The 23806-nt window shown below is 71.2% G+C and carries 21 protein-coding genes; 12 read left to right on the forward strand and 9 right to left on the reverse strand.

Features of this window, described 5'->3' with window-relative positions; all coding sequences use genetic code 11:
- Positions 1-179 precede the first annotated feature (179 nt).
- Positions 180-914: a copper homeostasis protein CutC gene (locus ACH442_RS13825; RefSeq protein ID WP_396338323.1), complete on the forward strand. Its 735-nt coding sequence runs from the start codon at positions 180-182 to the stop codon at positions 912-914.
- A 126-nt stretch (positions 915-1040) separates the two neighbouring features.
- Here the strand turns inward: ACH442_RS13825 and ACH442_RS13830 are convergent, their stop codons facing one another.
- Entirely contained in the window at positions 1041-2510 is a 1470-nt protein-coding gene (locus ACH442_RS13830; protein ID WP_396338324.1) for a diguanylate cyclase domain-containing protein, read from the reverse strand.
- A 114-nt stretch (positions 2511-2624) separates the two neighbouring features.
- On the opposite strand from ACH442_RS13830, the gene ACH442_RS13835 reads away from it, so the two are divergent.
- Entirely contained in the window at positions 2625-3806 is a 1182-nt protein-coding gene (locus ACH442_RS13835) for an acyl-CoA dehydrogenase family protein (RefSeq protein WP_396338325.1), read from the forward strand.
- 26 nt (positions 3807-3832) lie between these two features.
- Here the strand turns inward: ACH442_RS13835 and ACH442_RS13840 are convergent, their stop codons facing one another.
- Both ACH442_RS13840 and ACH442_RS13845 read right to left on the reverse strand, forming a co-directional pair.
- Complete coding sequence (locus ACH442_RS13840; RefSeq protein WP_396338326.1) at positions 3833-4495, reverse strand: GNAT family N-acetyltransferase; 663 nt, start codon at positions 4493-4495, stop codon at positions 3833-3835.
- Between the two features lie 147 nt (positions 4496-4642).
- Positions 4643-7696 carry a putative bifunctional diguanylate cyclase/phosphodiesterase gene (locus tag ACH442_RS13845; protein WP_396338327.1) on the reverse strand — a complete coding sequence of 1018 codons (3054 nt, stop codon included), beginning with the start codon at positions 7694-7696 and terminating at the stop codon, positions 4643-4645.
- Between the two features lie 178 nt (positions 7697-7874).
- Here ACH442_RS13845 and ACH442_RS13850 point away from each other — a divergent pair, with 178 nt between their 5' ends.
- The 4 genes from ACH442_RS13850 (at position 7875) to ACH442_RS13865 (ending at position 11465) form a co-directional block, all read left to right on the forward strand.
- Positions 7875-8717 carry an alkaline phosphatase family protein gene (locus tag ACH442_RS13850; protein ID WP_396338329.1) on the forward strand — a complete coding sequence of 281 codons (843 nt, stop codon included), beginning with the start codon at positions 7875-7877 and terminating at the stop codon, positions 8715-8717.
- Between the two features lie 4 nt (positions 8718-8721).
- On the forward strand, positions 8722-9951 hold the full coding sequence (locus tag ACH442_RS13855; protein WP_396338330.1) for an MFS transporter: 1230 nt from the start codon (positions 8722-8724) through the stop codon (positions 9949-9951).
- Positions 9941-10930 (forward strand): hypothetical protein, encoded by a 990-nt coding sequence (locus ACH442_RS13860; RefSeq protein WP_396338331.1) that lies wholly within the window; start codon positions 9941-9943, stop codon positions 10928-10930. Before ACH442_RS13855 ends, ACH442_RS13860 begins: the two co-directional genes overlap by 11 nt.
- A gap of 220 nt (positions 10931-11150) precedes the next feature.
- A complete protein-coding gene (locus ACH442_RS13865) occupies positions 11151-11465 on the forward strand; it encodes a DUF6401 family natural product biosynthesis protein (protein WP_396338332.1) in 315 nt (104 codons plus the stop codon).
- 90 nt (positions 11466-11555) lie between these two features.
- Here ACH442_RS13865 and ACH442_RS13870 read toward each other — a convergent pair whose 3' ends face one another.
- The 5 genes from ACH442_RS13870 to ACH442_RS13890 form a co-directional block, all read right to left on the reverse strand.
- Entirely contained in the window at positions 11556-12422 is an 867-nt protein-coding gene (locus ACH442_RS13870; RefSeq protein ID WP_396338333.1) for a DUF2382 domain-containing protein, read from the reverse strand.
- Positions 12423-12578: 156 nt separating this feature from the next.
- Entirely contained in the window at positions 12579-13487 is a 909-nt protein-coding gene (locus ACH442_RS13875) for a 5'-3' exonuclease H3TH domain-containing protein (protein WP_396338334.1), read from the reverse strand.
- A 31-nt stretch (positions 13488-13518) separates the two neighbouring features.
- Positions 13519-14544, reverse strand: a complete 1026-nt coding sequence (locus ACH442_RS13880) for an aldo/keto reductase family protein (RefSeq protein ID WP_396338335.1) — start codon at positions 14542-14544, stop codon at positions 13519-13521.
- A 46-nt stretch (positions 14545-14590) separates the two neighbouring features.
- Positions 14591-16921: an FtsX-like permease family protein gene (locus ACH442_RS13885; protein WP_396338336.1), complete on the reverse strand. Its 2331-nt coding sequence runs from the start codon at positions 16919-16921 to the stop codon at positions 14591-14593.
- A gap of 73 nt (positions 16922-16994) precedes the next feature.
- Positions 16995-17687 (reverse strand): ABC transporter ATP-binding protein, encoded by a 693-nt coding sequence (locus ACH442_RS13890; RefSeq protein ID WP_396338337.1) that lies wholly within the window; start codon positions 17685-17687, stop codon positions 16995-16997.
- 147 nt (positions 17688-17834) lie between these two features.
- Here ACH442_RS13890 and ACH442_RS13895 point away from each other — a divergent pair, with 147 nt between their 5' ends.
- The 6 genes from ACH442_RS13895 to ACH442_RS13920 all read left to right on the forward strand — a co-directional run bounded on the left by ACH442_RS13895 (position 17835) and on the right by ACH442_RS13920 (position 23333).
- The gene (locus ACH442_RS13895; protein ID WP_396338599.1) at positions 17835-18644 is read left to right on the forward strand and encodes a sensor histidine kinase; all 810 of its coding nucleotides are present in this window, start codon (positions 17835-17837) and stop codon (positions 18642-18644) included.
- Positions 18641-19291 (forward strand): response regulator, encoded by a 651-nt coding sequence (locus ACH442_RS13900; RefSeq protein WP_396338338.1) that lies wholly within the window; start codon positions 18641-18643, stop codon positions 19289-19291. Before ACH442_RS13895 ends, ACH442_RS13900 begins: the two co-directional genes overlap by 4 nt.
- A 197-nt stretch (positions 19292-19488) precedes the next feature.
- Complete coding sequence (locus tag ACH442_RS13905) at positions 19489-20628, forward strand: acyl-CoA dehydrogenase family protein (protein WP_396338340.1); 1140 nt, start codon at positions 19489-19491, stop codon at positions 20626-20628.
- Between the two features lie 35 nt (positions 20629-20663).
- A complete protein-coding gene (locus ACH442_RS13910) occupies positions 20664-21125 on the forward strand; it encodes an Lrp/AsnC family transcriptional regulator (RefSeq protein ID WP_203740266.1) in 462 nt (153 codons plus the stop codon).
- 435 nt (positions 21126-21560) lie between these two features.
- The gene (locus tag ACH442_RS13915) at positions 21561-22358 is read left to right on the forward strand and encodes an alpha/beta hydrolase (RefSeq protein ID WP_396338341.1); all 798 of its coding nucleotides are present in this window, start codon (positions 21561-21563) and stop codon (positions 22356-22358) included.
- An 84-nt stretch (positions 22359-22442) separates the two neighbouring features.
- Positions 22443-23333 (forward strand): aminoglycoside phosphotransferase family protein, encoded by an 891-nt coding sequence (locus ACH442_RS13920; RefSeq protein WP_396338342.1) that lies wholly within the window; start codon positions 22443-22445, stop codon positions 23331-23333.
- Positions 23334-23466: 133 nt separating this feature from the next.
- Here ACH442_RS13920 and ACH442_RS13925 read toward each other — a convergent pair whose 3' ends face one another.
- Positions 23467-23760 carry a hypothetical protein gene (locus tag ACH442_RS13925; protein WP_396338343.1) on the reverse strand — a complete coding sequence of 98 codons (294 nt, stop codon included), beginning with the start codon at positions 23758-23760 and terminating at the stop codon, positions 23467-23469.
- Between the last annotated feature and the right edge of the window lie 46 nt (positions 23761-23806).

A 23806-nucleotide genomic window follows, 5' to 3' on the forward strand; every position in this document is an offset into this window, starting at 1 on the left:
CAGCCACCGCCTGTCAGTTGGCCCACCGCCGTCTCTGGAGGTGTCCTTCTGATGGGGCGATGCACCTCTGGGCGCCGGCTGCAGTCTGCCGGCGGCTGGGCCGCGGGGGAGTGGGCTGTGACTTTTGTTGCGGCGGATGTGGCTGCCGCGGGGCCGGGCGTTACTGCAATGATTGTTTAATGATCGCCTTCGAGCTCGCCGTCCAGGACGTGCACGGTATCGACGTCGCCACCCGCTACGGGGTGGACCGGATAGAGCTGTGCTCGGCGCTGGCGCTCGGCGGCGTCACCCCGTCCACCGGACTGATCGAGGCGGCCACCTCGGCGCCGGATGTGCCGCCGGTTCACGTGCTGGTCCGGCCCCGCACCGGCGACTTCGCCTACGAGCCGGACGAGATCACCGTGATCGTCCGCGACGTGCGCCATGCCGTCGCGTCCGGCGCGGCCGGGGTGGTGATCGGCGGGGTCCGCGACGGGCGGATCGACACCGGGCTGGTGACGAGCGTCGTGGAGGCCGCGGGGGACGCCGAGGTGACCTTCCACCGGGCGTTCGACCTGCTGCCGGAGCCGGAGAAGGCGATCGAGGCGCTGCACGAGCTCGGGGTCCGGCGGATTCTCACCTCCGGCGGCACCACCACGGTGGTGGACTCGCTGCCGGCACTGGCCCGGCTGGTCACCGCCGCCGCCGGGCGCCTGGAGATCATGGCCGGTGGTGGTGTCCGGGTGTCGCTGATCGAGCCGCTGGTCCGGCTCGGGATCACCGCCGTGCACGCGTCGGCGAAACACACCGTGCCGGACGCCGCGACCCTGTCCCTGGGGACTGCCGCGCCGAGCCACGCCGGCCGCGAGACCACGGACGAGTGCGAGGTCGAACGTATGCTCGCCGCGCTGCGGACCGTCGGTGCCCGCCCCTGACCGAGCAGGCCGCCACCGTTTCGCTGACGGCGGACCGGCCGACTCGGACCGCGGGGGGCCGTCACGTACGGGTGCTGGTCCGCCGCTCGGTTCGCGCCGGACCGCCCGTACCGGTGGATCGGTTTTTCAGGCGGCAGCGGCCTGAGGTTCCAAGGATGCCTGCCACACCGCCCACCTGGTTTCCGGGCCGAGCGCCTTGGCGCGGTACATCGCCAGGTCAGCGCGGTGCACGATCTCGTCGTGGGTGAGTTCGCCGGGGGCGGAGACGGCCACGCCGATGCTCGCGGCGAGCGGGATGAGCCTGTTGTCGATGGCGACCGGGCCCATCGCGGCGGCGATTCGGCCGGCCACTTCGTAGGCCTGCTCCGGGTAATCAAGATCGGTCAGTACGACGGAGAATTCGTCGCCGCCCATGCGGCACGGCAGGCCCGGCGCGGGGACGCACCGCTTGAGGATCTCGGCGAACTCGACCAGCACGAGGTCGCCCGATTTGTGGCCGAGGGTGTCGTTGACCTCTTTGAAGCCGTTCATGTCGATCACCAGGACGGCCGAGTGGCGGCCGGCCCGGGCGCTGCGGGCGAGGTTCCGGTAGGACGTGGCCCGGAACCGCGCCCGGTTGGCCAGACCGGTCAGGCTGTCGGTGCTGGCCCGTTCGTCGCTCTCCCGCTGGACGAGTGTCTGGCGGCAGAGGACGAACGCGCTGAGCACGGCGCCGCCGATCGCCAGGCCGCCCCAGGGATAGAGTTCGTCCTCCTGCAGCGCGGCGGTGAGCATGAGCACGTGCGCCATGGTGACCGCCGCGAACGGCATGTGCCGGCTGCTGCCCCGGTCGGTCCGTGCTTCCCGGCGGCCGGCGCTGATGGCCCGGCACTGCTCGGCGGCGGCCGCCGCGAGCAGCGCGTCGGTGGTGATCCAGCAGACGAACTGCCACGGCGAGTGCATCTCGACCTGGCCGTGCCCGTGCAGATATCCGTGGACGCCGTCGCCGGCGAACAGGACGAGCGTGCCGGCCGCGAGGAGCCGCAGCGGCCGGGTCGCGGACGGGTCGGAGCCGCGCAGCAGGGCGCGGGCCACGATGAACAGCAGTGCGAGGTCGACGAGCGGGTAGACGCCGGCGGCGACCACGACGGCGAGGGACAGGCCGTGCGCGTCGACGTAGGGGCCGAACGACACGTACCAGAGCAGGACCATGCCGCCGGTGAGGACCGTTCCGGCGTCGAGCGCGGCTTTCAGCCGGTCGCGGCGGTTCATCGGCGCGAGCGGGAACCGCTGCAACGCCACCAGCAGCGCGATGACGAACGCGACGTGCGTGACGTCGTCGGCGGCGGCGGTGATCCCGGCCGCTTTCAGGCCGGCGACCAGCAGCGGGGAGGCGATCAGCACGGCGAGGCTGACGGTGACGGCGCGCCACGCCTGGCGCAGCCGGGGGAGCAGGGCCGGGGCGCGGGACGCGCGGATCGCGGCGACCATGCCGATCACGCCGAAGAGCACGCGGGCGCCTTCGGCGACTGCTTCGTACGGCGCGACATCGGCGCGCAGCGCCGCGGTGGAGAGCATCAGCACCGCGACGTAGAGGACACCGAGTGCGAGATGCACCGGTGGCACACGTCTGTTCCAGGTGTGCAAGATCCCTCCTCCGCCGCGCTGACCTGCGTTTGATCGGTCGGCCCGGGGTCCACTTGAGGAACCGCGAAACCCTACGATCGGTGGATGCCTGTCCCACAGACGCACGACGAGGCCGTCGCGGCCGCCCATCGGCTCGCCGCGGAGCTGGCCCCCGGCGCGATCCAGCGCGACCGTGACGGCGCGACGGTGATCCCGTCCGATGCCCTGGCCGCTCTCGACGCTTCCGGCCTGCTCGCGATCACGATCCCGGTCGCCGGCGGCGGCCCCGGGCTCGGCCCGCGCACGCTCGCCGAGGTCGCCCGGATCATCGCCGCCGCCGACCCGTCCATCGCCCAGGTTCCGCAGGCGCACTTCCTGCTGGTCGACGTGCTGGTCCTGCACGGGAGCGCGGAGACGCGCAAGCGCCTCTTCGGGGAGGTGCTGGCCGGCCGCCGGTTCGGCAACGCGCTCGCCGAACGCGGCGGAAAACACGCCCAGGATTTGCGTACGAAGATCTCGGCCGGCCGCCTCGACGGCGTGAAGTACTACACGACCGGGGCCCTGACCAGCGCTTGGATCGCGGTCAGCGCCCTCGACGAGCAGGGCCGGCTGGTGCTCGCCTTCGTCGCCCGGGACGCCGAGGGCGTGGCGGTCGACAGCGACTGGGACATGGTCGGCCAGCGCGCCACGATCAGCGGGACGGCCACGTTCACCGGCGTGCCGGTCGAGCCCGGGCTGCGCATCGATTACGCGCACGCCTACGAGCAGCCGCAGCAGCTCGGCGCCCGCGCGCAGCTCTACCACGCCGCGATCGAGGTGGGCATCGCCGGCGCCGCACTGGAAGAATCAAGATCCTATTTGCGTACGAAGGCCCGCCCGTCCACCGAAGCGGTCCGCGCCGGCGCGTCGATCGCCGCGGACGACCCGCACGTGCGGCACCGCTACGGCCGGCTCGTCACGCGGGTGCGGGCGGCCGAGGCGTTGCTCGACTCCGCCGCCCGTACCCTCGAAGCAATCACCCTGACCCCGGCGGACGCCGACGCCGCGGCGCGGGGCTCGCTGGCGGTCGCCGCCGCGAAAGCCTTCGGCAGCGAGGTGGCCGTCGAAGCCGGCTCCGAGGTGTTCCAGCTGTGCGGCACGAGTTCGGCCGCCGCGAAATACGACCTGGACCGCCACTGGCGCAACGCACGCACCCACAGCGTCCACGATCCACTCGACTGGAAATACCACCACATCGCCGCTTATGAACTGGCCGACGTGCTCCCGCCGAACCACGGCCAGCTCTGACCAGCGCGCGCGGCCGCGAAAATGCGTCAGCCCACGTGGCGGAAGGACGCGAAGACCACGTCCGCATTGTGCGAGAACCCGAGCCGGCCGTAGAGCCGGATCGCGTCCTCGTTGTCGTGCACCGCGTGCAGGAACGGCAGCTCTCCCCGGGTGAGAATCCCGGCCGCCACGGCGAGCGTCAGCCGCGCCCCGAGTCCCTTGCCCCGGAACTCGGGGTCGGTGCAGACCGCGGACACCTCGGTCCACCCCGGCATCCGGAAGCGCTCGCCGGCCATCGAGATCAACCGGCCGTCCTTGGCGCGGATGCCCAGGTAGCGCCCGAGGTCGAGGGTACGTTTGCGGAACGGCCCGGGTTGCGCGCGGGCGACCAGTTCCAGCATCTCGGGGACGTCGTGCTCGGTGAGCGGGACCGCTTCCGGGTCGTCGACCGCGGACATCGCGGTGCCGACCATCTGCACGCCTTTCATCCGGGACTCCTCGACCCAGCCGGGCCCGGGGCTGAGCGCGGGCCCGGTGAGCAGGGCGTGGTCGGTGAGCGTGGCGAGGTCGCGCCAGGCGGCCGGGTCGGACGGGTCGCTGACGGCGCAGAACGGGGCGATCTCGGGCAGGTATCGGGCGGCGTCTCCGGCGGCCTCGGCATAGCCGGCCTGCGGCCCGGAGAGGGCGGCCCACACGGGATTGTTCAGCACCCCTGTGACCCTGCCCCCTACCGGCCGGTCGCGCCAGTCGATAACCGTCAGCCTCACCCTGTCAGTGAGTGTTCGGTTACCGACAGTCGAGAATAAAACGGATTTCCCGTACGTAAGTTGGATCGTTGCGTGGTCGCCACTCGTGGCTCACGCGCTCAACGCCGCCGGTGCGGCCGCCGTGGTGAGCGCCGGGATCTCCGTCGGCCACAGCGGCTTGGCGAAGAGGTACCCCTGGCCGTAGTGGCAACCCATGGTGTCCAGGGCGATCAGCTGTCCCGCCTCCTCGATGCCTTCCGCCACCACGGCGAGATCCAGGTTCCCGGCGAGCGTGACGATCGCGTCGACGAGCGCGTGCTGCTGCCGGCTCGTCAGAATGTCGTCGATGAACGATTTGTCGAGCTTGAGTACGTCGACGGGCATCTGCCGCAAGTAGCTGAGGGAGCTGTATCCCGTACCGAAATCGTCGATCGCGACCCGGACCCCCATCGCGCGCAGGGCCTGCAGGTCCCGGATCACCCTGTCGGCGTCCTTCAGCACCAGGCTCTCGGTGATCTCCAGGAGCAGCCACTCGGGGCGGGCCCCGGCCTCGGCGAGCGCCTCGCGGACCTGCTCGGCGAAGTCGGCGGCGTGGAACTGCAGCGGGGACACGTTCACGCTGACGTAGCGCAGCGTGGTCTCCGGGTCCGCGGCCTTCCACGCGGTGATCTGCCGCAGCGCCTCGCGCAGCACCCAGCTGCCGATGCCGACGATCGCGCCGTTCTCCTCGGCCGCCTCCACGAAGTGGAACGGCCCGAGCAGCCCCCGGGTCGGGTGCTGCCAGCGCACGAGCGCCTCGACCCCGGTGACCCGCTGGTCGGCGAGCTCGACGATCGGCTGGAACTGCAGCATGAACTGCTCGTCCTCGATCGCCTCGTGCAACTGGGCGCGCAGCTCCAGCCGCTGCACCATGGAGTGCGCCAGGTCGCTCTGGTAGCGCTGCCAGCCGCCCTTGCCCATGCCCTTGGCCAGGTAGAGGGCCAGGTCGGCGTGGCGCAGCAGCTCGGTGGCGTTGGCCGCGTCCCGGTTCAGGGCGACGCCTACGCTGACCTTGCCGCTGACCTGGTGCAGGCCACCCTCGCCGTCCGGCACCTCCAGGGGCGCCGCAAGGTCGGCGACGATCCGGGCGGCGACCTCCTCGGTGGCTGCCGCGCTGTTGCTCTGCTCGATCAGGATGGCGAACTCGTCGCCGCCCATCCGGGCCGCGGTGCTGCCGGCCCCGATGATCGTGGAGATCCGGTGGGCGACCGCGACCAGCAGCTGGTCGCCGACGGCGTGCCCGAGCGTGTCGTTGACCTCCTTGAAGTCGTCCAGGTCGACGAAGAGCACGCCCAGCGTCGCAGCGTCCCGCTCGGCCACCATGAACGCCTGCTCCAGGCGGTTGCGGAACAGTACGCGGTTGGCCAGCCCGGTCAGCGAGTCGTGGAACGCCTGGTGGGTGAGGTCGTCCTCGAGGCGCCGCTGCTCGGTGACGTCACGCATGGTGACGACCAGCCCGGCGACCGAGGGCTCGTGGCGCAGGTCGCGCAGGTCGCACTCGACCAGCATGGTGCGGCGGCCGGCGCCCTGCGCGGTCAGCTCGACCCCGTCCAGCTCGCCGTGCGTGTGCCGGACCCGGGCGAGGGTGTCGCGCAGCGCGTCCTGGCCCGCGGCGGCGATCAGAGCGGACATCGGGGTGTCCACGGCGATCGGGGCGCCGAACAGCTTGGTCGCGGACGGGCTGGCGTACCGGATGGTGTCGTCGCCGCCCACGATCAGGATGACGTCGGCGGTGCTCTGGATCAGGGTGCGGAAGTACGCCTCGCTGTCCCGCTGGTTGATCTGCGCGGTCAGCGCGATCCGCTCCAGCACGACCGCGACCTGCGCGCACAGCGTCTGCAGGGACGGCCGGACGGCGTGCAGCACGTCACCGGCGGCGCCCAGGGTGATCTGGCCGTGCCGCGTCCCGCCGGGCAGCGGCTGGGTGGCGAACAGCGTGTCGGCGAACCCGCCGGCGTGGTGACCCGCGGGCAGGTCGGCGGCGGCGCGCCAGTGCACGTCGACCTCGGCGGCACCCGGAACGGCCGAGCTCAGCTCCAGGAAGTACGGGGTTCCGGGCGGCAACAGACGCACGATCGCCTGCTCGACCGCCTCCTTGACGTCCCGCTCGTCGGTGGCGGAGAAGAGCAGAGTCCCGGCCTCGCGCAGTGCCCGTTCCCGGGCCCCGGCCTGCCGTTGGGCCATGGCCAGGTCCGAGACCCGGGCCAGGACCAGCACGAACATGATCGCCGCGGCGGCCGCTATCACCGGCGCGTCGACGATGCCGCCGCGCGCTACCTCGACCGGGTGGCCCTGGAAGTCCTCCAGCAGCAGGACGAGCGGCGCGATCAGCGCGGCCGCGGTCAGCCAGATCAGCCGGTGCCGGCCGATGACCGTGCGGGACCGCTCGGCCGGCTCGGTCAGTTCGCTCATCGCCGGCCGCAGCGCCGTGTAGCCCATCATGCTGTAGAACAAGATCCAGCCGAGGTCGACCGGGCCGCCCAGCGCCCACTCGTCGCGCAGCTGGGACTGGCCGTAGAAGATGTCCGACAGCAGCAGGCCGATCATGGCCACGCCGAGGGTGGAGAGCGCCTTCGGGCGTTTGCCGGTGGCGGCCAGCATCCGCAGGATCATGGCCAGGACCAGCACGTCGCCGAGTGGGTAGCCGATCGAGACGATCTTCTGCAGGACGGAGAGGTCCTGTGCGCGGGTGAACGGGGCGATCCAGTAGACCCAGGCGAGCAGCCCGACGCCGACGGTCGGGACCATCGCGTCGAGCAGCGCCGCGCGGTTGTCCCCGCCGCCCGACCGGGCCCGGATGAACAGCAGGAACGCCGCGGTCAGCAGGGGGTAGAAGAGCAGGTAGAACAGGTCCGCCAGGCCGGGGTAACCGGGCTGGCGGCCGACCGCGAGCATCAGGTTGTACCAGCTGTCCCCGGTGGTGAAGAACGCCAGCGCGGCGCTGGTGAGATACCAGGGCAGCCGCTGGGCGGGGCGGTAGAGCCGCACGCCGACCAGGACCGCGGCCGCCGAGGAGTAGCCGAGCAGCGCCCACGTGTAGAGATGCGCGCCGGGGAACGCGTAGTACAGCGCGATCAACACCAGCCACCAGGCGCTGAACACCCCGCGAGCGGTCCGCGTCGCCATGCATACTCCGTTCCCGATGGTGGTGCTGACTACCGCGTTATCGGGGGTTTCCGGCTCGAACTGAGACCGGGTGCCGGAGTCGCACCCGGTTGGCAATCAATAGACAGACGTCATTTCTTAACCTTTGCGCCACGTGCCGTGTCCAAATGCGTCCATGATCTTGCTGAGGATACTTCGCATGTCCCTACGGCGTATCGGGATCGCACTCGCGTCCCTCGCTCTCCTCGGTGCCGGCGTCACCGCCGCATCCCCGCAGGCCCAGGCCGCGACCGGCGTCCCGGCCTTCGATCACATCGTCCTGGTGATGTTCGAGAACAAGGCGTCCTCGCAGATCACCGCGTCCTCGGCGTCGTACTTCACCACCCTGGCGGGCCAGGGCGCGAAGTTCACGCAGTCCTACGCGATCACCCACCCCAGCCAGCCCAACTACATCGCCCTGTTCTCCGGCGCGACCCAGGGCGTGACCAACGACGACTGCCCCAAGACGTTCACCACCGGCAACCTCGGCGCCCAGCTGATCGCGGCCGGCAAGACGTTCAAGGGCTACTCCGAGGCGATGCCGTCGGACGGGTACACCGGCTGCTCCAGCGGCACGTACCGGCGCAAGCACAACAGCTGGGTCGACTTCAGCACGGTGCCGGCCGCGAGCAACGTCCGGTACTCGACCTTCCCGGCGGACTACACCAAGCTCCCGACCGTCGCGTTCGTGACGCCGGACATGTGCAACGACATGCACGACTGCTCGATCAGCACGGGCAACACCTGGCTCAAGAACAACCTCGACGCGTACGCCCAATGGGCCAAGACCCACAACAGCCTGCTGATCGTGACGTTCGACGAGGACAACTCGCTCTCGCTCAACCACATCTACACCGCGTTCGTGGGCGCGAACGTCAAGGTCGGCACCTACACCGAGAAGATCACGCACTACACCGTGCTGCGGACGATCGAATCCGCGTACGGCCTGTCCGCCCTCGGCGGCGCGGCGAGCGTCTCCCCGATCACGGACGTCTGGCAGTAACCACATGTATCTGGCCTCGGTGGAACGGCCGGCCGTCGGGCGGGCCGACCGCACCAAGCGTCTCGCCGGCACGGTCCTCGCCCTCGGCGCCGTCAGCCTGATCACCGACGTGTCCAGCGAGATGGTCTCGGCGATCCTGCCGCTGTACCTGATCGCCGGGCTGGGGCTCAGCCCCGCCGTCTACGGGCTGGTCGACGGCCTCTACACCGGGGCGACCGCACTGCTGCGCCTGGTCGGCGGGTACGTCGCCGACCGGGCGCGGCGCCGCAAGACCGTCGCCGGGATCGGCTACGGCCTCTCCGCGCTGATGAAGTTCGGACTGCTCGCGGCCGGCACCTCGGTACCGTGGATCAGCGCCGCGATCATCGCCGACCGGGCCGGCAAGGGGTTGCGCACCGCGCCCCGCGACGCCCTGATCACCCTCGCCACCCCCGACTCCCAGCTCGGGCGGGCGTTCGGCGTGCACCGGGCGATGGACACCGCGGGCGCGTTCGCCGGGCCGCTCGTCGCGCTCGCCGTCCTCGCCGCGTCCGGCCAGGCCTACGACTCGGTCTTCGTGGTCAGCGGCTGCGTCGCCATGATCGGCGTACTCGTCCTCGTGCTCTTCGTCCGCGATCATCGGGCGCCATGGCCGGCGACGAACACGGTCAGCTCCGGCGCCGCGTTCGCGCTGCTCAAACAACGGCCGATCCGGATGCTGCTGATCGGGGCGGTGCTGCTCGGTCTGAGCACGATCGGCGACGGCTTCGTCTACCTGATCATCCAGAAGCGTACGGCGATCGCCACGGGATGGTTCCCGCTGCTCGCGGTCGGCACCAGCCTCGCGTACCTCCTCCTCGCCATGCCCCTCGGGAACCTCGCCGACCGCGTCGGGCGCGCACCCGTGGTCCTCGGCGGCTATGCCGCCCTCCTCGCGGTCTATCTCCTGCTCGGGTCCGGCTTCGGCGGCCCGCTCGCGGTCGTCGCCATTCTTGTCCTGTACGGCGTGTACTACGCCTCCACCGACGGCGTCCTGATGGCGCTCGCCGGTCCGTTGCTGCCCGCCGAGCTGAGAACGACCGGGCTCGCGCTGGTGCAGACCGGTCAGGCGCTGGCGTACCTGATCTCGTCCGTTCTCTTCGGTCTCGCCTGGCAGTGGTCGGGCGCGAACGGGGCGATCCACGCGTTCGCCCTGCTCGCGTTCGTGACGCTGCCGGTCTCCGCCGTTCTGCTGAGGGCTGCCCGTGTCCACTGACCTGTCCCTTCGCCGTCGTGGTCTCCTGGCCGCGCTGGCGTCCGTGGTGCTGCTGGGCGGCGCCGTGGCGTACGTGATCATCGCCGGACATCGCGGGGACGTCCCCGCCGCGGCCGCCGCCGCGGTCGACGCCGGGCCGGGGGAGCGGGTGCTGTTCCGCAACACGGCCGCCTCCGGGTACGGGCGGGTCGCGACCGTCGCCCGCGGTGCGGAGAACGGCGCGCGCAAGCTGTCCGGTCTCGACTGCGTACGGGTCTACGCGGCCGCCGGGCGAGGAATCTGCCTGCGTCCGGACGGGCCGCTCGCCACCTACCAACTGGCCGTTCTCGACTCGTCGCTGGCCGTCGAGGAGACGTATCCGGTGGTCGGCGTCCCCAACCGGGCGCGCGTGTCACCCAGCGGCAACGTCCTGGCCTGGACGATCTTCGTGACCGGCGACTCGTACAACGGTGGCACGTTCTCCACCCGCGCCGGCATGATCAATTTCGCCACGGGGGAGACGGTCGATTCGCTCGAACTGTTCTCCGTCGCCGGCGCCCGCAAAACTGTCGACATCAACTTCTGGGGCGTCACCTTCGTCGACGACCAGCACTTCTACGCCACGATGTCCACCGACGGGAAGCGCCACCTGGTGATCGGGGACATCGCGGCGCAAACCGTCCGCACGCTCGCCGAGAACGTGGAATGCCCCTCCCTGTCCCCGTCGGGTGACCGGATCGTGTTCAAGGAAGCCATCGGCGGCGACCCGGCCGAGGGCTGGCGCCTCACCGTTCTCGACCTCGCCTCGATGCGCCGGACCCACCTGGCCGAGACGCGCAGCATCGACGACCAGGCCGCCTGGTACGACGACAACACCGTCATGTACGCCGTCCGCCGGGGCCCCCGCGACTCCGACATCTGGTCCGTCCCCACCTCCGGCTCCGGCACCCCCCACCTCCTGATCCCCGACGCCGAGTCCCCCGCGGCCCTCTGGAACTGACCCGTCGCGCGGCTGCGGCCCACCACACCCCGCGGCTGCGGCCCGGGCCCACCGGGACCCTGCGTCACGCTCCGCGGTGCGCGGCCGCGGCCTGCTTCAGCTCGTGGCGACGGCCTTCGGCTTGTGGGGTCGGCCGGATGCCTGGAAACGGGGGGACGAACGGTCATCGACGGTTCGTCACCGTTGTCGGGGGTTCCGGCGCTTTGTACGGTTGGGCGCCATGGAGTTGGATCAACGCGACCACGAGACCGTCACGGCGAGCGCGCAGCTGGCTCTCGACCAGTGGGCGGCGCGACTCGGGGTCCCGGCCGACCCGGAGCCCGGCCTGCTGGCCGTTCTTGATCAGCACATGGCCCGGATCGTGGCGGCGGTCGCCGCGGTGACCACGGTGAACCTCGCGGCATATGCGGACGGGGTCGCCGACGCCGCCGCCGTCCGGGGCTGGTCGCCCTCCGTGGCCGGGGACTGGCGCGACGCGTCGTGGGTTTCGGTGCACCTGCTCGCCGTGTGCATGCTCGCGCGTTCTGCCGCTTAGGGGCGTGCTCACGACGTACGGGATGAATCGGATCCTGATGGTGAGAAGCCCTGGCCGGCGGTGACGGCCAGGGCTTTCACGTGACCGGGATCAGCCCAGCCGGCGGCGGCGGTCGTCGCCGGGCAGTTCCGCCTCGATCTGCTCCTTGCGGACCTCGCCGCCGACCGTGCGCTCCTCGGTCACGGACTCCTTGCCGAGTCGCACACGCTCGACCGGCACCGTCTCGGTCTGCACGACCGGGCGCTCCTCGTGCAGCGTCACCTCGTGCTCGGACTCGGTGAGGTCCGGGCCGCGGAACGCGTCGTCACGGTTCGCGCCGGTGATCGGCTCACGCTCCAGCCGGACCTCCTCGCGGGTGACCGGCACGCTGACCTGCTGCTGCTCGGTCGTCACGTACTTGCGGAGGCGGGCGCGGCCGGTCTGCTCACGCTCGGTGCCGACGTTCAGCCGTTCCTCGGAGCGGGTCATCGCGTCGTCGTCGTAGTGGCCGGTGCCCTGGCCGGCGCCCTGGTGGTAATCGGTCTCGCGGGCGAAGTCGGCGCTGCGGCTCTGGTCGGCGTCGCCCCCGAAGCCGGAGTCGCCGCCGGCGTAGTACTCGTTGCTCGCCGCCGCGCCGGCCTGGTACGACTGGTAGCTGGCGTGCGGGTCCACGCCGTAGTAGGAGTAGAGGCGGTCCACCTCGTCCTGCGACAGCGGCTCGTCGTGGTCGGCGTCCACGTTCGGCGCGTCCTTGACGGTCGACTTGGTGAACGGCACCACCAGCCGATCGCCGGCCAGATCCGCGTCCTGCAGCGGGACCAGCGACTCGTTCAGCCCGAACAGGCCGGTGCGCACGCTGACCCAGGTGGGCATCCCGGCAGCGTCGGTCCACACCTGGCCCGCCGTGCCGATCTTGTCACCGTCGTTGTCGTAGACGTCGCGGCCCTGCAGCGTGTGAATGTGCTCCTGTGTGATCACGGGGGGTCTCCCATCATTTCGGGGTTCTCTACGTCTTTCGCATCATTTGCGGTGATGCGTGGGGTTTTGAGTACCCGCTCTGTGTGATGCCCACCGGTGACCGGTTCTAACAGGTCACCACCACTCATTCACGCTGCAGCCACTTTCGAGGACACCTCAGCCGGCCAGCGCGTCCACCAGCCGCCGGGCCGAGCCGGCCAGGTTCCACCGCTCGGCCAGCGTCAGCAACGCCTCCGGATCGCGCGGCTCCCGCGGCAGGGCCGGGTCGAAGTCGGGAAGCTTCATGTCCTTCGCGACCAGGCACACCGGCAGCGCCTTCGCCAGGTAATCCCGGCCGGCGTCGAGCTTGGTGCGCACGCCCGGCGCGAACCCGGACGCCGGGTCGTCGAGCGCGGCCAGGATCTCGGCAATCCCGCCATACCGCTCGATCAGCCGCGCGGCGGTCTTCTCCCCGACCCCGGCGACGCCGGGCAGGCCGTCGCTCGCGTCGCCGCGCATCGCCGCGAAATCCGCGTAGAAGCGCGCGGGCACCCCGTATTTCGCCTGGACCAGGGCCTCGTCGGCATCCTCGAGCTTGGCGACGCCGCGGCCGCAGTAGAGCAGTCGCGTCCCGCGGGCGTCGTCGACCAACTGGAACAGGTCACGGTCGCCGGAGACCACCTCGACCGGCGCGGGCTGCGTCGCCGCGAGCGTGCCGAGCACGTCGTCCGCCTCGTAACCCGGGACGCCGAACGCCGGGATGCCGACCGCGGCGAGCACCTCCAGCAGGATCGGGACCTGCCGCTCCAGCGAGGCCGGCACCTCCTCCACCGCGTCGTGCGCGACCCGGTGCGCCTTGTACGACGGGACGAGCTCGACCCGCCAGGCCGGCCGCCAATCCGCATCCAGCGCGCAGACCAGCCGATCGGGCCGCCGGGTGCGCACCAACTGCGCGATCATGTCGAGGAACCCCCGGATCGCGTTCACCGGCTCGCCGGCCTCGGTCTGCGCCGCCTTCTCCGGGATGCCGTGGAACGCCCGGAAGTACAGGCTGGGGGCGTCAACAGCCAGCAGTGGTCGAGTCACGGATAAACCCTGCCACACCAGTACGACAACGTCACCGGCCCCGGCTCCAGGCGTCCTTGACCGCCATCATCTGGGCGGTCTTCGACGCATCCCGGTCGACCAGCTCCCCGAGCACCTCGTCGATCTGCGCCAGCACGTCGGCCGGCAGGTGCACCCCGGCCGCGCCGGCGTTCTCGGTGACCTGCTCCGGCCGGGTCGCCCCGATGATCGCCGAGCTGACGCCCTCCTGCTGCAGCGTCCACGCCACCGCGAGCTGGGCCATCGACACCCCGGCCGCGTCGGCGAGCGGCCGCAGCCGCTGGACGCGGCCGAGCAGCTCCTCGCCGAGCACCCGCTGGATGAACTGCGGCGCGCGCCCGCCGCCGACGGCGCGGGAACCCTCCGGCGGCGGCTGACCGGGCCGGTACTTCCCGGTCAGCACTCCCTGGGCGAGCGGCTGGAACACCACCTGGCCGATGCCCTCGTCCCGGCAGAGCGGGAGCACCTCGGGTTCGATGACCCGCCACAGCATGTTGTACTGCGGCTGGTTGGCGACGATCCGGCTGCGCAGCCCCAGCCCGGCGGTGAGGTCGAGCGCGGCCCGGATCTGCTTCGCGGTCCACTCCGAGACGCCGAGGTAGAGCACTTTGCCCTGACGGACCAGGTCGTCGAACGCGATCAGGGTCTCGTCCAGCGGGGTGTTCTCGTCGAAGCGGTGCGCCTGGTAGAGGTCGACGTAGTCGGTGCCGAGCCGGCGCAGCGAGGCGTGACAGGACTCCATGATGTGCTTGCGGGACAGCCCGCGGTCGTTCGGGCCGTCCCCGGTCGGCAGGCACACCTTCGTCGCGATCTCCACGGATGACCGGCGCACCGGGCGCAGCGCCTCGCCGAGCACCTCCTCGGCCGCACCCAGGGCGTAGACGTCGGCGGTGTCGAACGTGGTGATCCCCGCGTCCAGCGCGGCTCGGATGCAGGCGAGCGCGGTCTCGCGGCCGACCAGTTCGCCGTGCGTCAGCCAGTTGCCGAAGGTGATCTCGCTGATGTGCAGGCCGCTGCGTCCCAGGCGTCGATGATTCATGGTTGACGATCTTAGGGCGGCCGCGCTGATCACGGGGTACGTCCCTTCACTCGTTGTGCAGCACCCGGGCGATCGGCAGCCGGGCCGCCGACCGGGCCGGTAGCAGCGCCCCGAGCACCGCGATCACCACGCCGGCCAGGACGAGCAGGGCCGCCACGGCCGGCGACCAGACCGCCAGCACCGACGACGGGAGCCGGACGTGCGCGGCCGACGAGACCATCGGGATCACGAACCGGTGCGTGAGGATCCCGAGGGGCACACCCAGCAGCCCGCCGACCAGGCCGAGCGCGGCCATCGACGTGACCGTCATGGCCACCACCTGCCGTGGCGTCATGCCGATCGACTTCAGCATGCCCAGGTCACGGCGGCGTTCCAGGACGTTGAGCGCGACCGTGTTGAGCACACCGAGCGCGGCGACGAGGGCGAGCAGCACACCGAGCGTGGTGGAGAAACCGGCCACGATGATCTCGAAACTGTCGGTGCCGGTGTTGTTCCAGGCCACCAGGCCGGGGTCCGCCGCTCTGACCTCCCCGACATACCGGTCCAGGTCGTTCCCCGGCTCGAGCTGCACCTGGTAGAAGTAGTCGCTCGCCTCCAGCGTGAGGCCGGGGACCGTGGTGGCCAGCGCCTGCCACTGCACGATCGGTCCCGGAGCACCGGACGGCCCGCGCACGGTCTCGCCGACGATCCGGAACGTGGTGCGCCGCCCGCCGGAGTCGACGGTGATCGGGTCGCCCACCTTCAGACCGCGCTCCACCAGCGCCTTCGACGGCATGACGATCTCGTCCGCCGCGGCCGTCCAGCGACCGGCGAGCAACTGCTCCCGGTAACCGAGGTCGGCCACGTCCCCGCGGGCGAAGTTGACCGGCAATGTGCCGCTGCTCCCGACGACCGTCAGCTCGGTGTTCGCGAAGACGCCCACCCGGGCCGTTCCGGGCAGCCCGCGCAGCATCTCCTCGACCTGCGTGTCGGTGCGGGTCGTCGGCGTCCCGAACTGCTTGCTGAGCCCGCGCACCCCGATGTCCCCGCCGACCCGGTTGTCGATCGTCCCGACCCGGTTGAGCGTGACGCCCAGCCCGGCCGAGAACGTCACCGTCGTGACGCCGAGCAGCAGCGCCGCCATGGTCAGCGCGGTCCGGCCGGGGCGGGCGAAGGGCAGCCCCAGCCCGAGACTGATCGACCGTGGCAGGCGTGACCGGCTCAGCGCCCGCTGGACACGTAGTGCCCGCCCACGCCGCTGGGCGCTGCCCGCGCTGATCGCCTCGGCCGCCGAGAGCCGGTGCGCCCGCCGAGCCGGCAGCAGCGCCGCGACCAGGACGATCGCCGGGATGCCGACCAGCGCCGTCAGCCACACCCACCAGCGGACCTGGGTGTCACCGAAGCCGAACCCGCGGAACGCCTCGCCGATCAGGGCCTGGCCGCCGAGCGCGCCGAGCACCGCGCCCGGGACCGCCCCGGCCACCGCCGGCACCGAGACCATCAGCAGGTACACCGCGACGACCTGGCGTGGCGTGAAGCCGATCGCCTTGAGCACGCCGATGTGCCGGAATCCGGAGACCACCGCGCCACTGACCACGTTGCCGACGATCAGCACCGCGACCAGCAGGCCGAGCACGCCGAACGTGCCGAGCAGCGGCAGGTAGACGCCGAGGTCCTCGGCCGACTTCTCCTTGACGGTCAGGTACGGCTCGGCGGCGATCAGCGCGCCGGCGGGGAGCCCCGTGGTCACCCCGGCCAGGCGGGCGTTCACCGCGTCCCGCGTCGACACGTCCCCGGAGAACCGGTACAGCATCTGCAGCCCGGTCGGGTGCAGCGCCGTCATCTGCGCGGGGGTCACCCAGGCGTCCGCCGAGGAGCTGATCGACTCGGCGAACCCGACCACCTTCAGCGTGACCCCGTTCGAGACGATCTCCGTGGTCTTGGCCAGCGGGCCGAACGCGAAGTCCGGATCCCGGGTCGCCGCCATCACGATCTCGCCGGGCGCGGCCGGCCAGCGACCCTCCCACAGGTCGAGCTGGTCGACGGCCCCGCCCGGATCGGCCCGGCCGACCACCGTCAGCGGACTCCTGCCCCGGACGAGACCGGAATCGTTCTCCGGGACGACGACCGTCTGACCGAACGGGCCGGCCGTCGCAGTGACCCCGGTCAGCGCGGACGTCAGCGCCGGCTCGCCGACCACGCCCGCATCGAACGCCGCGATCGCGTGCGCGCCGTGCCGGGCCGCGAACGCCCGGTCGAACGGCGCGGACGACGCGTCCACCAGAGCCAGCGAGACCACGGTGGTGCCGCTGCAGAGCAGCACGACCAGGCCGATGAGGAACGTCTGCAGCTTCCGGCGGCGTACCGCCGCCCGCGCCGCCCGCCAGACCGCCGTCATGCTGCCGCTCCGCTTCGCTCCGCGTCATCATGAGGTGAACGGCTGAGCTCGATGACGAACTCCCTCCGGTCGTTCATGCCTTCTCCAGCACGGACTCGCGGGCGATCTGCCCGTCGCTCATCTCGATCAACCGGCTGGCGCAGCGGTGCGCCAGGCGCTCGTCATGTGTGACCATCAGCAGCGTCTGACCGATCTGGTTCAGATCCAGCAGCAGGTCCATCACCTGCTCGCCGGCCTTCGAGTCGAGCGCCCCGGTCGGCTCGTCGGCCAGCAGCAGCGCCGGCCGGTTCATCAGTGCGCGGGCCACCGCGACCCGCTGCCGCTCGCCGCCGCTGAGCGCGGCCGGGTAGACGTTGCGCCGGTCGGCGATGCCCAGCTCGTCGAGCAACTCCAGCGCGCGTTTGCGGGCCGGCCCGGTCTTGCTGCCGGTCAGCTGGGCGGCCAGGGCCACGTTGTCCAGCGCGGGCAGATCGTCCAGCAGGTTGAAGAACTGGAAGATCATCCCGAGGTGGTGGCGGCGGAACAGGGCCAGCCCGGTCTCGTTCATCGCGTCGACGCGCTCGCCGTGCACCTCGATGGTGCCGGCGGTCGGCCGGTCCAGCCCGGCGATCATGTTGAGCAGCGTGGACTTCCCGCAGCCGGACGGGCCCATCACCGCCACCGCCTCACCCGGGCGGATCTCCAGGGACACCCCGTCCAGCGCGACGGTCTCCCCGTACTCCTTGCGCACGCCGTCGAGGCGCACCACCGTCTCACTCGTCGTCATGGCCGGAACGCTACAAACGCCGTACGTCGATGGCATCGGGCCCTGGTCTGACATCCCGTGGTCCTGGTCCTGGGGATGTATGCCGGGTAGGAGCACAGGATGATGTGCCCCCGGCGACCGTCTGCAAAGGTGTGTCAGGTGGGGACAGTGTGGCTCGCCGGTGCGCCGGCGGTGGCGGGTGCGATCGCTGCTGTTCTGTGGGTTGCGCTGGTTCGCACCCGGCACCGGCACGCCCGCGACCTGGGCGAGCGCGGCTGGCTGCTGGAGCGGGAGCGGGAGAGCGCCGCGCGGGCCGCCGTCGGTGAGGAACGCGCGCGCATCGCCCGTGAGCTGCACGACATCGTCAGCCACAACGTGAGCGTGATGGTCGTGCAGACCGCCGCGGCCCGTGAGGTGCTGACCACGCTGCCCGGGGCGGCGGACGCGGCGCTGGCCGAGGTGGAGAAAGCGGGCCGCACCACGATGACCGAGCTGCGGCATCTGCTGGGCCTGCTCGCGCCCCGGGCCGACGGTGTCGAGTCCGATTCTGATCTCGCTCCGCAGCCGACGCTGCGGGCCCTCGGCGCGCTCGTCGACCGGATCGCGTTCGCCGGCCTGCCGGTCGAGGTGCGGATCTCCGGGGAGCCGCGTCCACTGCCGTCGGGCATCGACGTCACCGCCTACCGCATCGTCCAGGAGGCGCTGACCAACGCGCTGAAGCACGGCGCCGGCGGCAAGGCCGAGGTCACCGTCCGCTACACCGGGCGCGCCCTGCGCGTCGAGGTCCTGACCAGCGGTCCCAGCGTCCTGACCGGCGCCGATCAACCCCCGGCGGCTGATGCGAGCGGTCCCGGCACCGGTCGCGGTCTGCTCGGCCTGCGGCAAAGAGTTTCCGTGTACGGCGGTGACCTCGACGCCCGTCGCCGGCTCGGCGGGGGGTTCCGCGTCCGGGCGCGCATCCCGGTGGAGGGGTCATGACGTCACCGCGGGTCCTGATCGCCGACGACCAGGAGCTGATCCGAGCCGGTTTCCGGCTGATCCTGACCGCCCGCGGCATCGACGTGGCCGGTGAGGCCGGTGACGGCGCCGAGGCTGTCGACGCCGCGCGCCGTCTGCGCCCCGACGTCGTCCTGATGGACATCCGCATGCCGGTCATGGACGGTCTCGAGGCCACCCGGCGGATCCTCGCGCGCAGCCCCGGGTGCAGGGTGCTGATGCTCACGACCTTCGACCTCGACCGGTACGTCTACTCGGCGCTCGCCCTGGGCGCCAGCGGCTTCCTCCTCAAGGACGTCACCGCCGACCACCTCGCGGCGGCGGTCCGCCTGGTCGGCACCGGCGACGCGCTGCTCTCCCCGACCATCACCCGCCGCCTGGTGCAGCGTTTCGCCAACGCCCAGCCGGCCGTGCACCGCGACCTGTCCCCGCTCACCCCGCGCGAGATGGAGGTGCTCACGCTCCTCGGCCGTGGCCTGTCCAACGCCGAACTCGCGTCGGCGCTCACCCTCAGCGAGGCGACGGTCAAGACCCACGTCGCCCGCATCTTCGCCAAACTCGACCTGCGTGACCGGGCGCAGGCGGTCGTCCTCGCGTACGAGACGGGCCTGGTCACACCGGGCGCCTGAAAGATGTCGGGGCCTTCCGCCGGCTTCTCCGGCCCTGGGGAAGCCGGACCGGGCCCGCTGGACGAGCGGGCCCGCGGCGCCGATCGCGAGCCCCGCCGAGCCGGCGCCGAGCTGATGGCCGGGCCTGTCATGGGGTTTCACGTGCCATCACGGCGGGCTCGCTGTTCCCGGAGTTGAACGAGCGTTAAGCTGACGGGGTGACCGTGGATCGACTGCTTCCCACCCCTGAGGCATACGACCTGCTCGACCTCACCCATGAGCTCGCCACCCGTGAGCTGGCCGGTAAGGTCGACGACTTCGAGGCGCGCGGCGAGTTCCCGCGGGAGGTCCTGCGAACGATAGGCCGCTCCGGCCTGCTCGGCCTGCCGTATGACGAAAGTGACGGCGGCGCCGGTCAGCCGTACGAAATTTATCTTCAGGTCTTGGAGATTCTTGCCGGAACCTGGCTGGGCATCGCCGAATCCGTCAGCGTCCACACGCTGTCGTGTTTCCCGGTGGCCGAGTTCGGCAGTGAGCGCCAGCGCAAGGCGCTGCCGGAGATGCTCGGCGGCGAACTGCTCGGCGCCTACTGCCTCTCCGAGCCGCAGGGCGGTTCCGACGCGGCCGGCCTGACCACCCGAGCCGTGCCCGACGGCGAGGATTGGCTGGTCAACGGGACGAAAGCGTGGATCACGCACGGCGGCTCCGCCGATTTCTACAACATTTTCTGCCGTACGGGCGGTCCGGGCGCGAAGGGAATCTCCTGCCTTCTGGCGGACGCGAACACCCCCGGTCTGCTCCCGCAGGCACGTGAGCGGCTGATGGGCCTGCGGTCGTCGGCGCCGGCGCAGATCGTCCTCGACAACGCCCGGATCCCGCACGACCGGGTCGTCGGCGAGGAGGGCCAGGGTTTCGCCATCGCGATGAAAGCCCTGGACGCGGGCCGTCTGGGCATTGCCGCGTGTGCGGTCGGCCTGGCCCAGGCCGCGTTGAGTTACGCGGTCGGCTACGCGCGGGAGCGTGAGCAGTTCGGCCAGCCGATCGGCCGTTTCCAGGGCGTCGGGTTCATGCTCGCCGACATGGCCACCCAGGTGTCCGCCGCCCGTGCGCTGCTGATCTCGGCCGCCCGCCGGAAGGATGCCGGGCGTCCGTTCTCGATCGAGGCGGCGAAGGCGAAACTTTTCGCCACCGACGTCGCGATGCGCGTGACGACCGACGCCGTGCAGGTGCTCGGTGGCTACGGTTACGTCGCCGATCACCCGGTCGAGCGCTGGTTCCGCGAGGCCAAGGTGCTGCAGATCGTCGAGGGCACCAACCAGATCCAACGCATGGTGATCGCCCGCTCGCTGACCGGCTGACGCGTCCGGTTCGCCCGGTCGTTACTCTTACCGGCGTGGAAGAGATCGACCGGGCGATCGTGTCGGCCCTGACCGCGGACGGGCGGCTGTCCTACACCGACCTGGCCGAACGGGTGGGCCTCAGCGTCTCCGCCGTGCATCAGCGTGTCCGCCGGCTCGAGCAGCGCGGCGTGATCTCGGGGTACACGGCGAAGGTCTCCTACGAGGCGTTGAATCTGCCGCTGACCGCGTTCGTGGCGATCCGTCCGTTCGATCCGTCGCAGCCGGACGACGCGCCCGAGCGGCTGGCGCACCTCACCGAGATCGATTCCTGTTACTCGGTGGCGGGGGAGGACTTCTACATGCTCCTCGTGCGGGTGAAAAGCCCTGCTGATCTGGAACGACTGCTGCAGGACATCCGCACGGCGGCGAACGTCACGACGCGGACGACGGTGGTGCTGTCCACGCCGTACGAGAATCGCCCGCCGCGGATCGCGCCGCCCGCCGGCGAAGAATAAGAGCCTTTGCTGGTACGGCCGGTGCACGCGAATCCGGCCGTGGAGTGAGTCCCGTGGAGCCGGCCGTGGAAACTCGGGCTGCCCTGGCGCGCAGTGTGGTGCCGAGCGTCGTGTGGTCCGTCCTCGGTCGCGTCTCGTCTTGATCTGATCGCCCGAGCCGCGGCCGTAGCGGTTGCTATGACCTAGCCTCCTAGGATGCGCGGACAGACTGTGCCGCAGCCCGCCTCGGAGTGGCACGCTGCGAGACATGGACGCGACCGAAGCCACGCCCCGCACGCCGAGCCCGCATCCGATCGAGGGCTGCGCGCCACCCGCTGAAGATCTCGAACTGACCTGCCCGGATCCCGCCGGGCGCACCGTGGACTGATCCCGGACCCGTGTCGGGCCCCGCCGGGCGCGCGTTGTCCTCACGACACGAGCGAAGGGCGGACGATCTTGCGACGACGCACATTGCTGGCCGCGTCCCTGGTGGCGGCCTCGACGGCGATCGGCGCGTGGGCGTACGGATCCGGCCGCCCCGCCGTCGCCCCGCTGGCCGTGCCGTCGGTGCCGCCCGGCCCGGAACGCTGTGAGCTGCGGTATTCAAAGGCCCGGGGGACGACCGTCGACTTCTACACGGCGGTGCCGGCCGGTCACGGCGACGGTTCGGGCCTGCCGGTCTGCCTGATCCTGCACGGTGGTTCGAAACGTCCGGCGGACTTCGAGGCGTTGGGGCTCGGCCGGTTCCTCACCGATGCGGTCAATCGCGGTGCGCCGCCGTTCGTGCTGGCCGGCGCGACCGGGGACCGGCTGGCCTGGCAGCCGGGGGAGCGCGACGACCCCCAGCGCATGCTGCACGAGGAGGTGCCGGCCTGGTGCGCCGCGCGCGGTTACGACACCGGGCGGCTCGCGGCATGGGGCTGGTCGATGGGCGGGTACGGGGCGTTTCTGCTGGCCGAGACGTTCCCGCGGTTCGTCCGGGCGGTCGCGGCGTTCTCCCCGGCGGTCGTGCCCGGGGACGTGGTGTTCCGCGACGTGCAGCGGCTGACGGGCACACCGATCGGCTTGTGGTGCGGTCGAAGTGACCCGCTGTTCGCGAACATCCGGGCGCTGCGCCGCGAATTGCCGTCCGAGCCGGTGGCGGGCACTTTCGGGCCGGGCGAGCACAATTTTGCGTACTGGAGCACGGTCGTCCCTGCGGCTTTCGCTTTTGTCGCCGCCCAGTTGAGCAGTCCGTTGCCGAGCCCGGCGTGATCGTGTCCGATCGGCGCCCCATACTTTCGGCCCGGGCTTTTCGGCCGGTGCGGGTGATCTTTCCATTCGGATAGCGTTCCGGGCATGTCAGCCGAGGTGAGCCGGATCGTGGTGCCGGCGAGATTCGCACAATGGCGGGCTCATGTCGACGGTGATTCCGGCCGCGAGTGGGTCGCCTCCTTACCTTCCCGGGCTGCCCGTCTCCTCGCCGAGTGGGGCCTGACCCTGGATGATGCCGAGCCCCTGCACGGCGCTCAAGTCCTGGTCCTGATGGTGACCCGGGAAGGTCGTCCACTGGTCCTGAAGCTGAGCGCCCCGCAGGACGCGACGACCGCCGACGAGGCGATCGGCCTGCGTGCCTGGGCTGGTCGCGGGACGGTCGAGCTGCTGGAGTCCGAGCCGGGCGCGCTGCTGCTGGAGCGTCTGGATCCCACCCGGTCGCTGCACACGTTGCCGGTCGAGCAGGCCGCCCGGCTGGCCGCCCGGCTGATCCGCACACTGGCGATTCCGCCTCCTCCGGGCCTGCCCGGCTTGCCGGCGATCGCGGAAACCCTGCCCGAGCGTCAGCGCCGGCAAGGCCGGCCTGTTCCCGGCCGCTTTCTCTCCCAGGCTTTGGGGTACGGTCCGGGGCTGCTCTACGCCGGTGAGAATGTTCTGATCCACGCCGATCTTCACTACGGAAATGTGCTCGCCGGCTCACGTCAACCGTGGCTTGCGGTCGATCCCCGTCCGTTGCACGGCGCTCCGGAGTATTCGATTCCCGAGCTGATGTGGAATCGCGCGGACGACCTGCATTCCCTCGCCGACATCCGCCGTTTGTTCGCGCTGTTGATCGACGTTGCCGGCCTGGACCCGGAGCGGGCACTGGGCTGGGTCGTGACCCGCTGTGTCGACTACTGGCTGTGGGGTCACGAGCGGGGCCTGACCATCGACCCGGCCCGCTGCGAGCGAGTCCTCGTCGCGCTGGCCGGATGATGCAGCGTGGGTGGGCGGCTGACCGTTCTCGTAGGGCCGGGATCACGGTGCAGGCCGGGTTCGGCGGCAGCGTTCGGGTGAGGAGGATCGTCAGGCCCGCGACTGGGCGGGCCGCCGCAGGCGGGGGCTCCGGCTACGGGGTGGGCTGCGGGGGTTTCAGGCGGAGGACGGGATCGGACCAGCCGTCGACGGGTACGCCTGCGTCGAGGGCTTCCGGCAGAGCGCGCTCCTCGAAGCGGAAGTGCGACTCCATGACGGCGGCCAGGCCGTCCAGTTCCGGGCCGACCTCGGCGGGGTCAGCCTTGCCGAGTTCGGCGATGCGGTCGAGGATTCCGGTGATCAGGCCGTGAGTTGCTTGCGGAGAGCGGCGACACGATCGCCGGCGGGGGAGGCCACGTGGGCGGTCCCTTCGGTTCCACACCTCCATGCCCGGCGCAGCCCGCCGCCGACACGCGATGCTTCGCCCATCCGAT

It is taken from the genome of Actinoplanes sp. NPDC020271, assembly GCF_044388125.1.
Taxonomy (GTDB): Bacteria; Actinomycetota; Actinomycetes; order Mycobacteriales; family Micromonosporaceae; genus Actinoplanes.

Coding starts and splice junctions, on each gene's coding strand:
- ACH442_RS13925 (WP_396338343.1), bottom strand. CDS start 23,760: ATGGAGGTGTGGAACCGAAGGGACCGCCCACGTGGCCTCCCCCGCCGG.
- ACH442_RS13885 (WP_396338336.1), bottom strand. CDS start 16,921: ATGACGGCGGTCTGGCGGGCGGCGCGGGCGGCGGTACGCCGCCGGAAG.
- ACH442_RS13920 (WP_396338342.1), top strand. CDS start 22,443: ATGTCAGCCGAGGTGAGCCGGATCGTGGTGCCGGCGAGATTCGCACAA.
- ACH442_RS13845 (WP_396338327.1), bottom strand. CDS start 7,696: ATGGCGACGCGGACCGCTCGCGGGGTGTTCAGCGCCTGGTGGCTGGTG.
- ACH442_RS13850 (WP_396338329.1), top strand. CDS start 7,875: ATGTCCCTACGGCGTATCGGGATCGCACTCGCGTCCCTCGCTCTCCTC.
- ACH442_RS13835 (WP_396338325.1), top strand. CDS start 2,625: ATGCCTGTCCCACAGACGCACGACGAGGCCGTCGCGGCCGCCCATCGG.
- ACH442_RS13825 (WP_396338323.1), top strand. CDS start 180: ATGATCGCCTTCGAGCTCGCCGTCCAGGACGTGCACGGTATCGACGTC.
- ACH442_RS13865 (WP_396338332.1), top strand. CDS start 11,151: ATGGAGTTGGATCAACGCGACCACGAGACCGTCACGGCGAGCGCGCAG.
- ACH442_RS13855 (WP_396338330.1), top strand. CDS start 8,722: ATGTATCTGGCCTCGGTGGAACGGCCGGCCGTCGGGCGGGCCGACCGC.
- ACH442_RS13880 (WP_396338335.1), bottom strand. CDS start 14,544: ATGAATCATCGACGCCTGGGACGCAGCGGCCTGCACATCAGCGAGATC.
- ACH442_RS13900 (WP_396338338.1), top strand. CDS start 18,641: ATGACGTCACCGCGGGTCCTGATCGCCGACGACCAGGAGCTGATCCGA.
- ACH442_RS13890 (WP_396338337.1), bottom strand. CDS start 17,687: ATGACGACGAGTGAGACGGTGGTGCGCCTCGACGGCGTGCGCAAGGAG.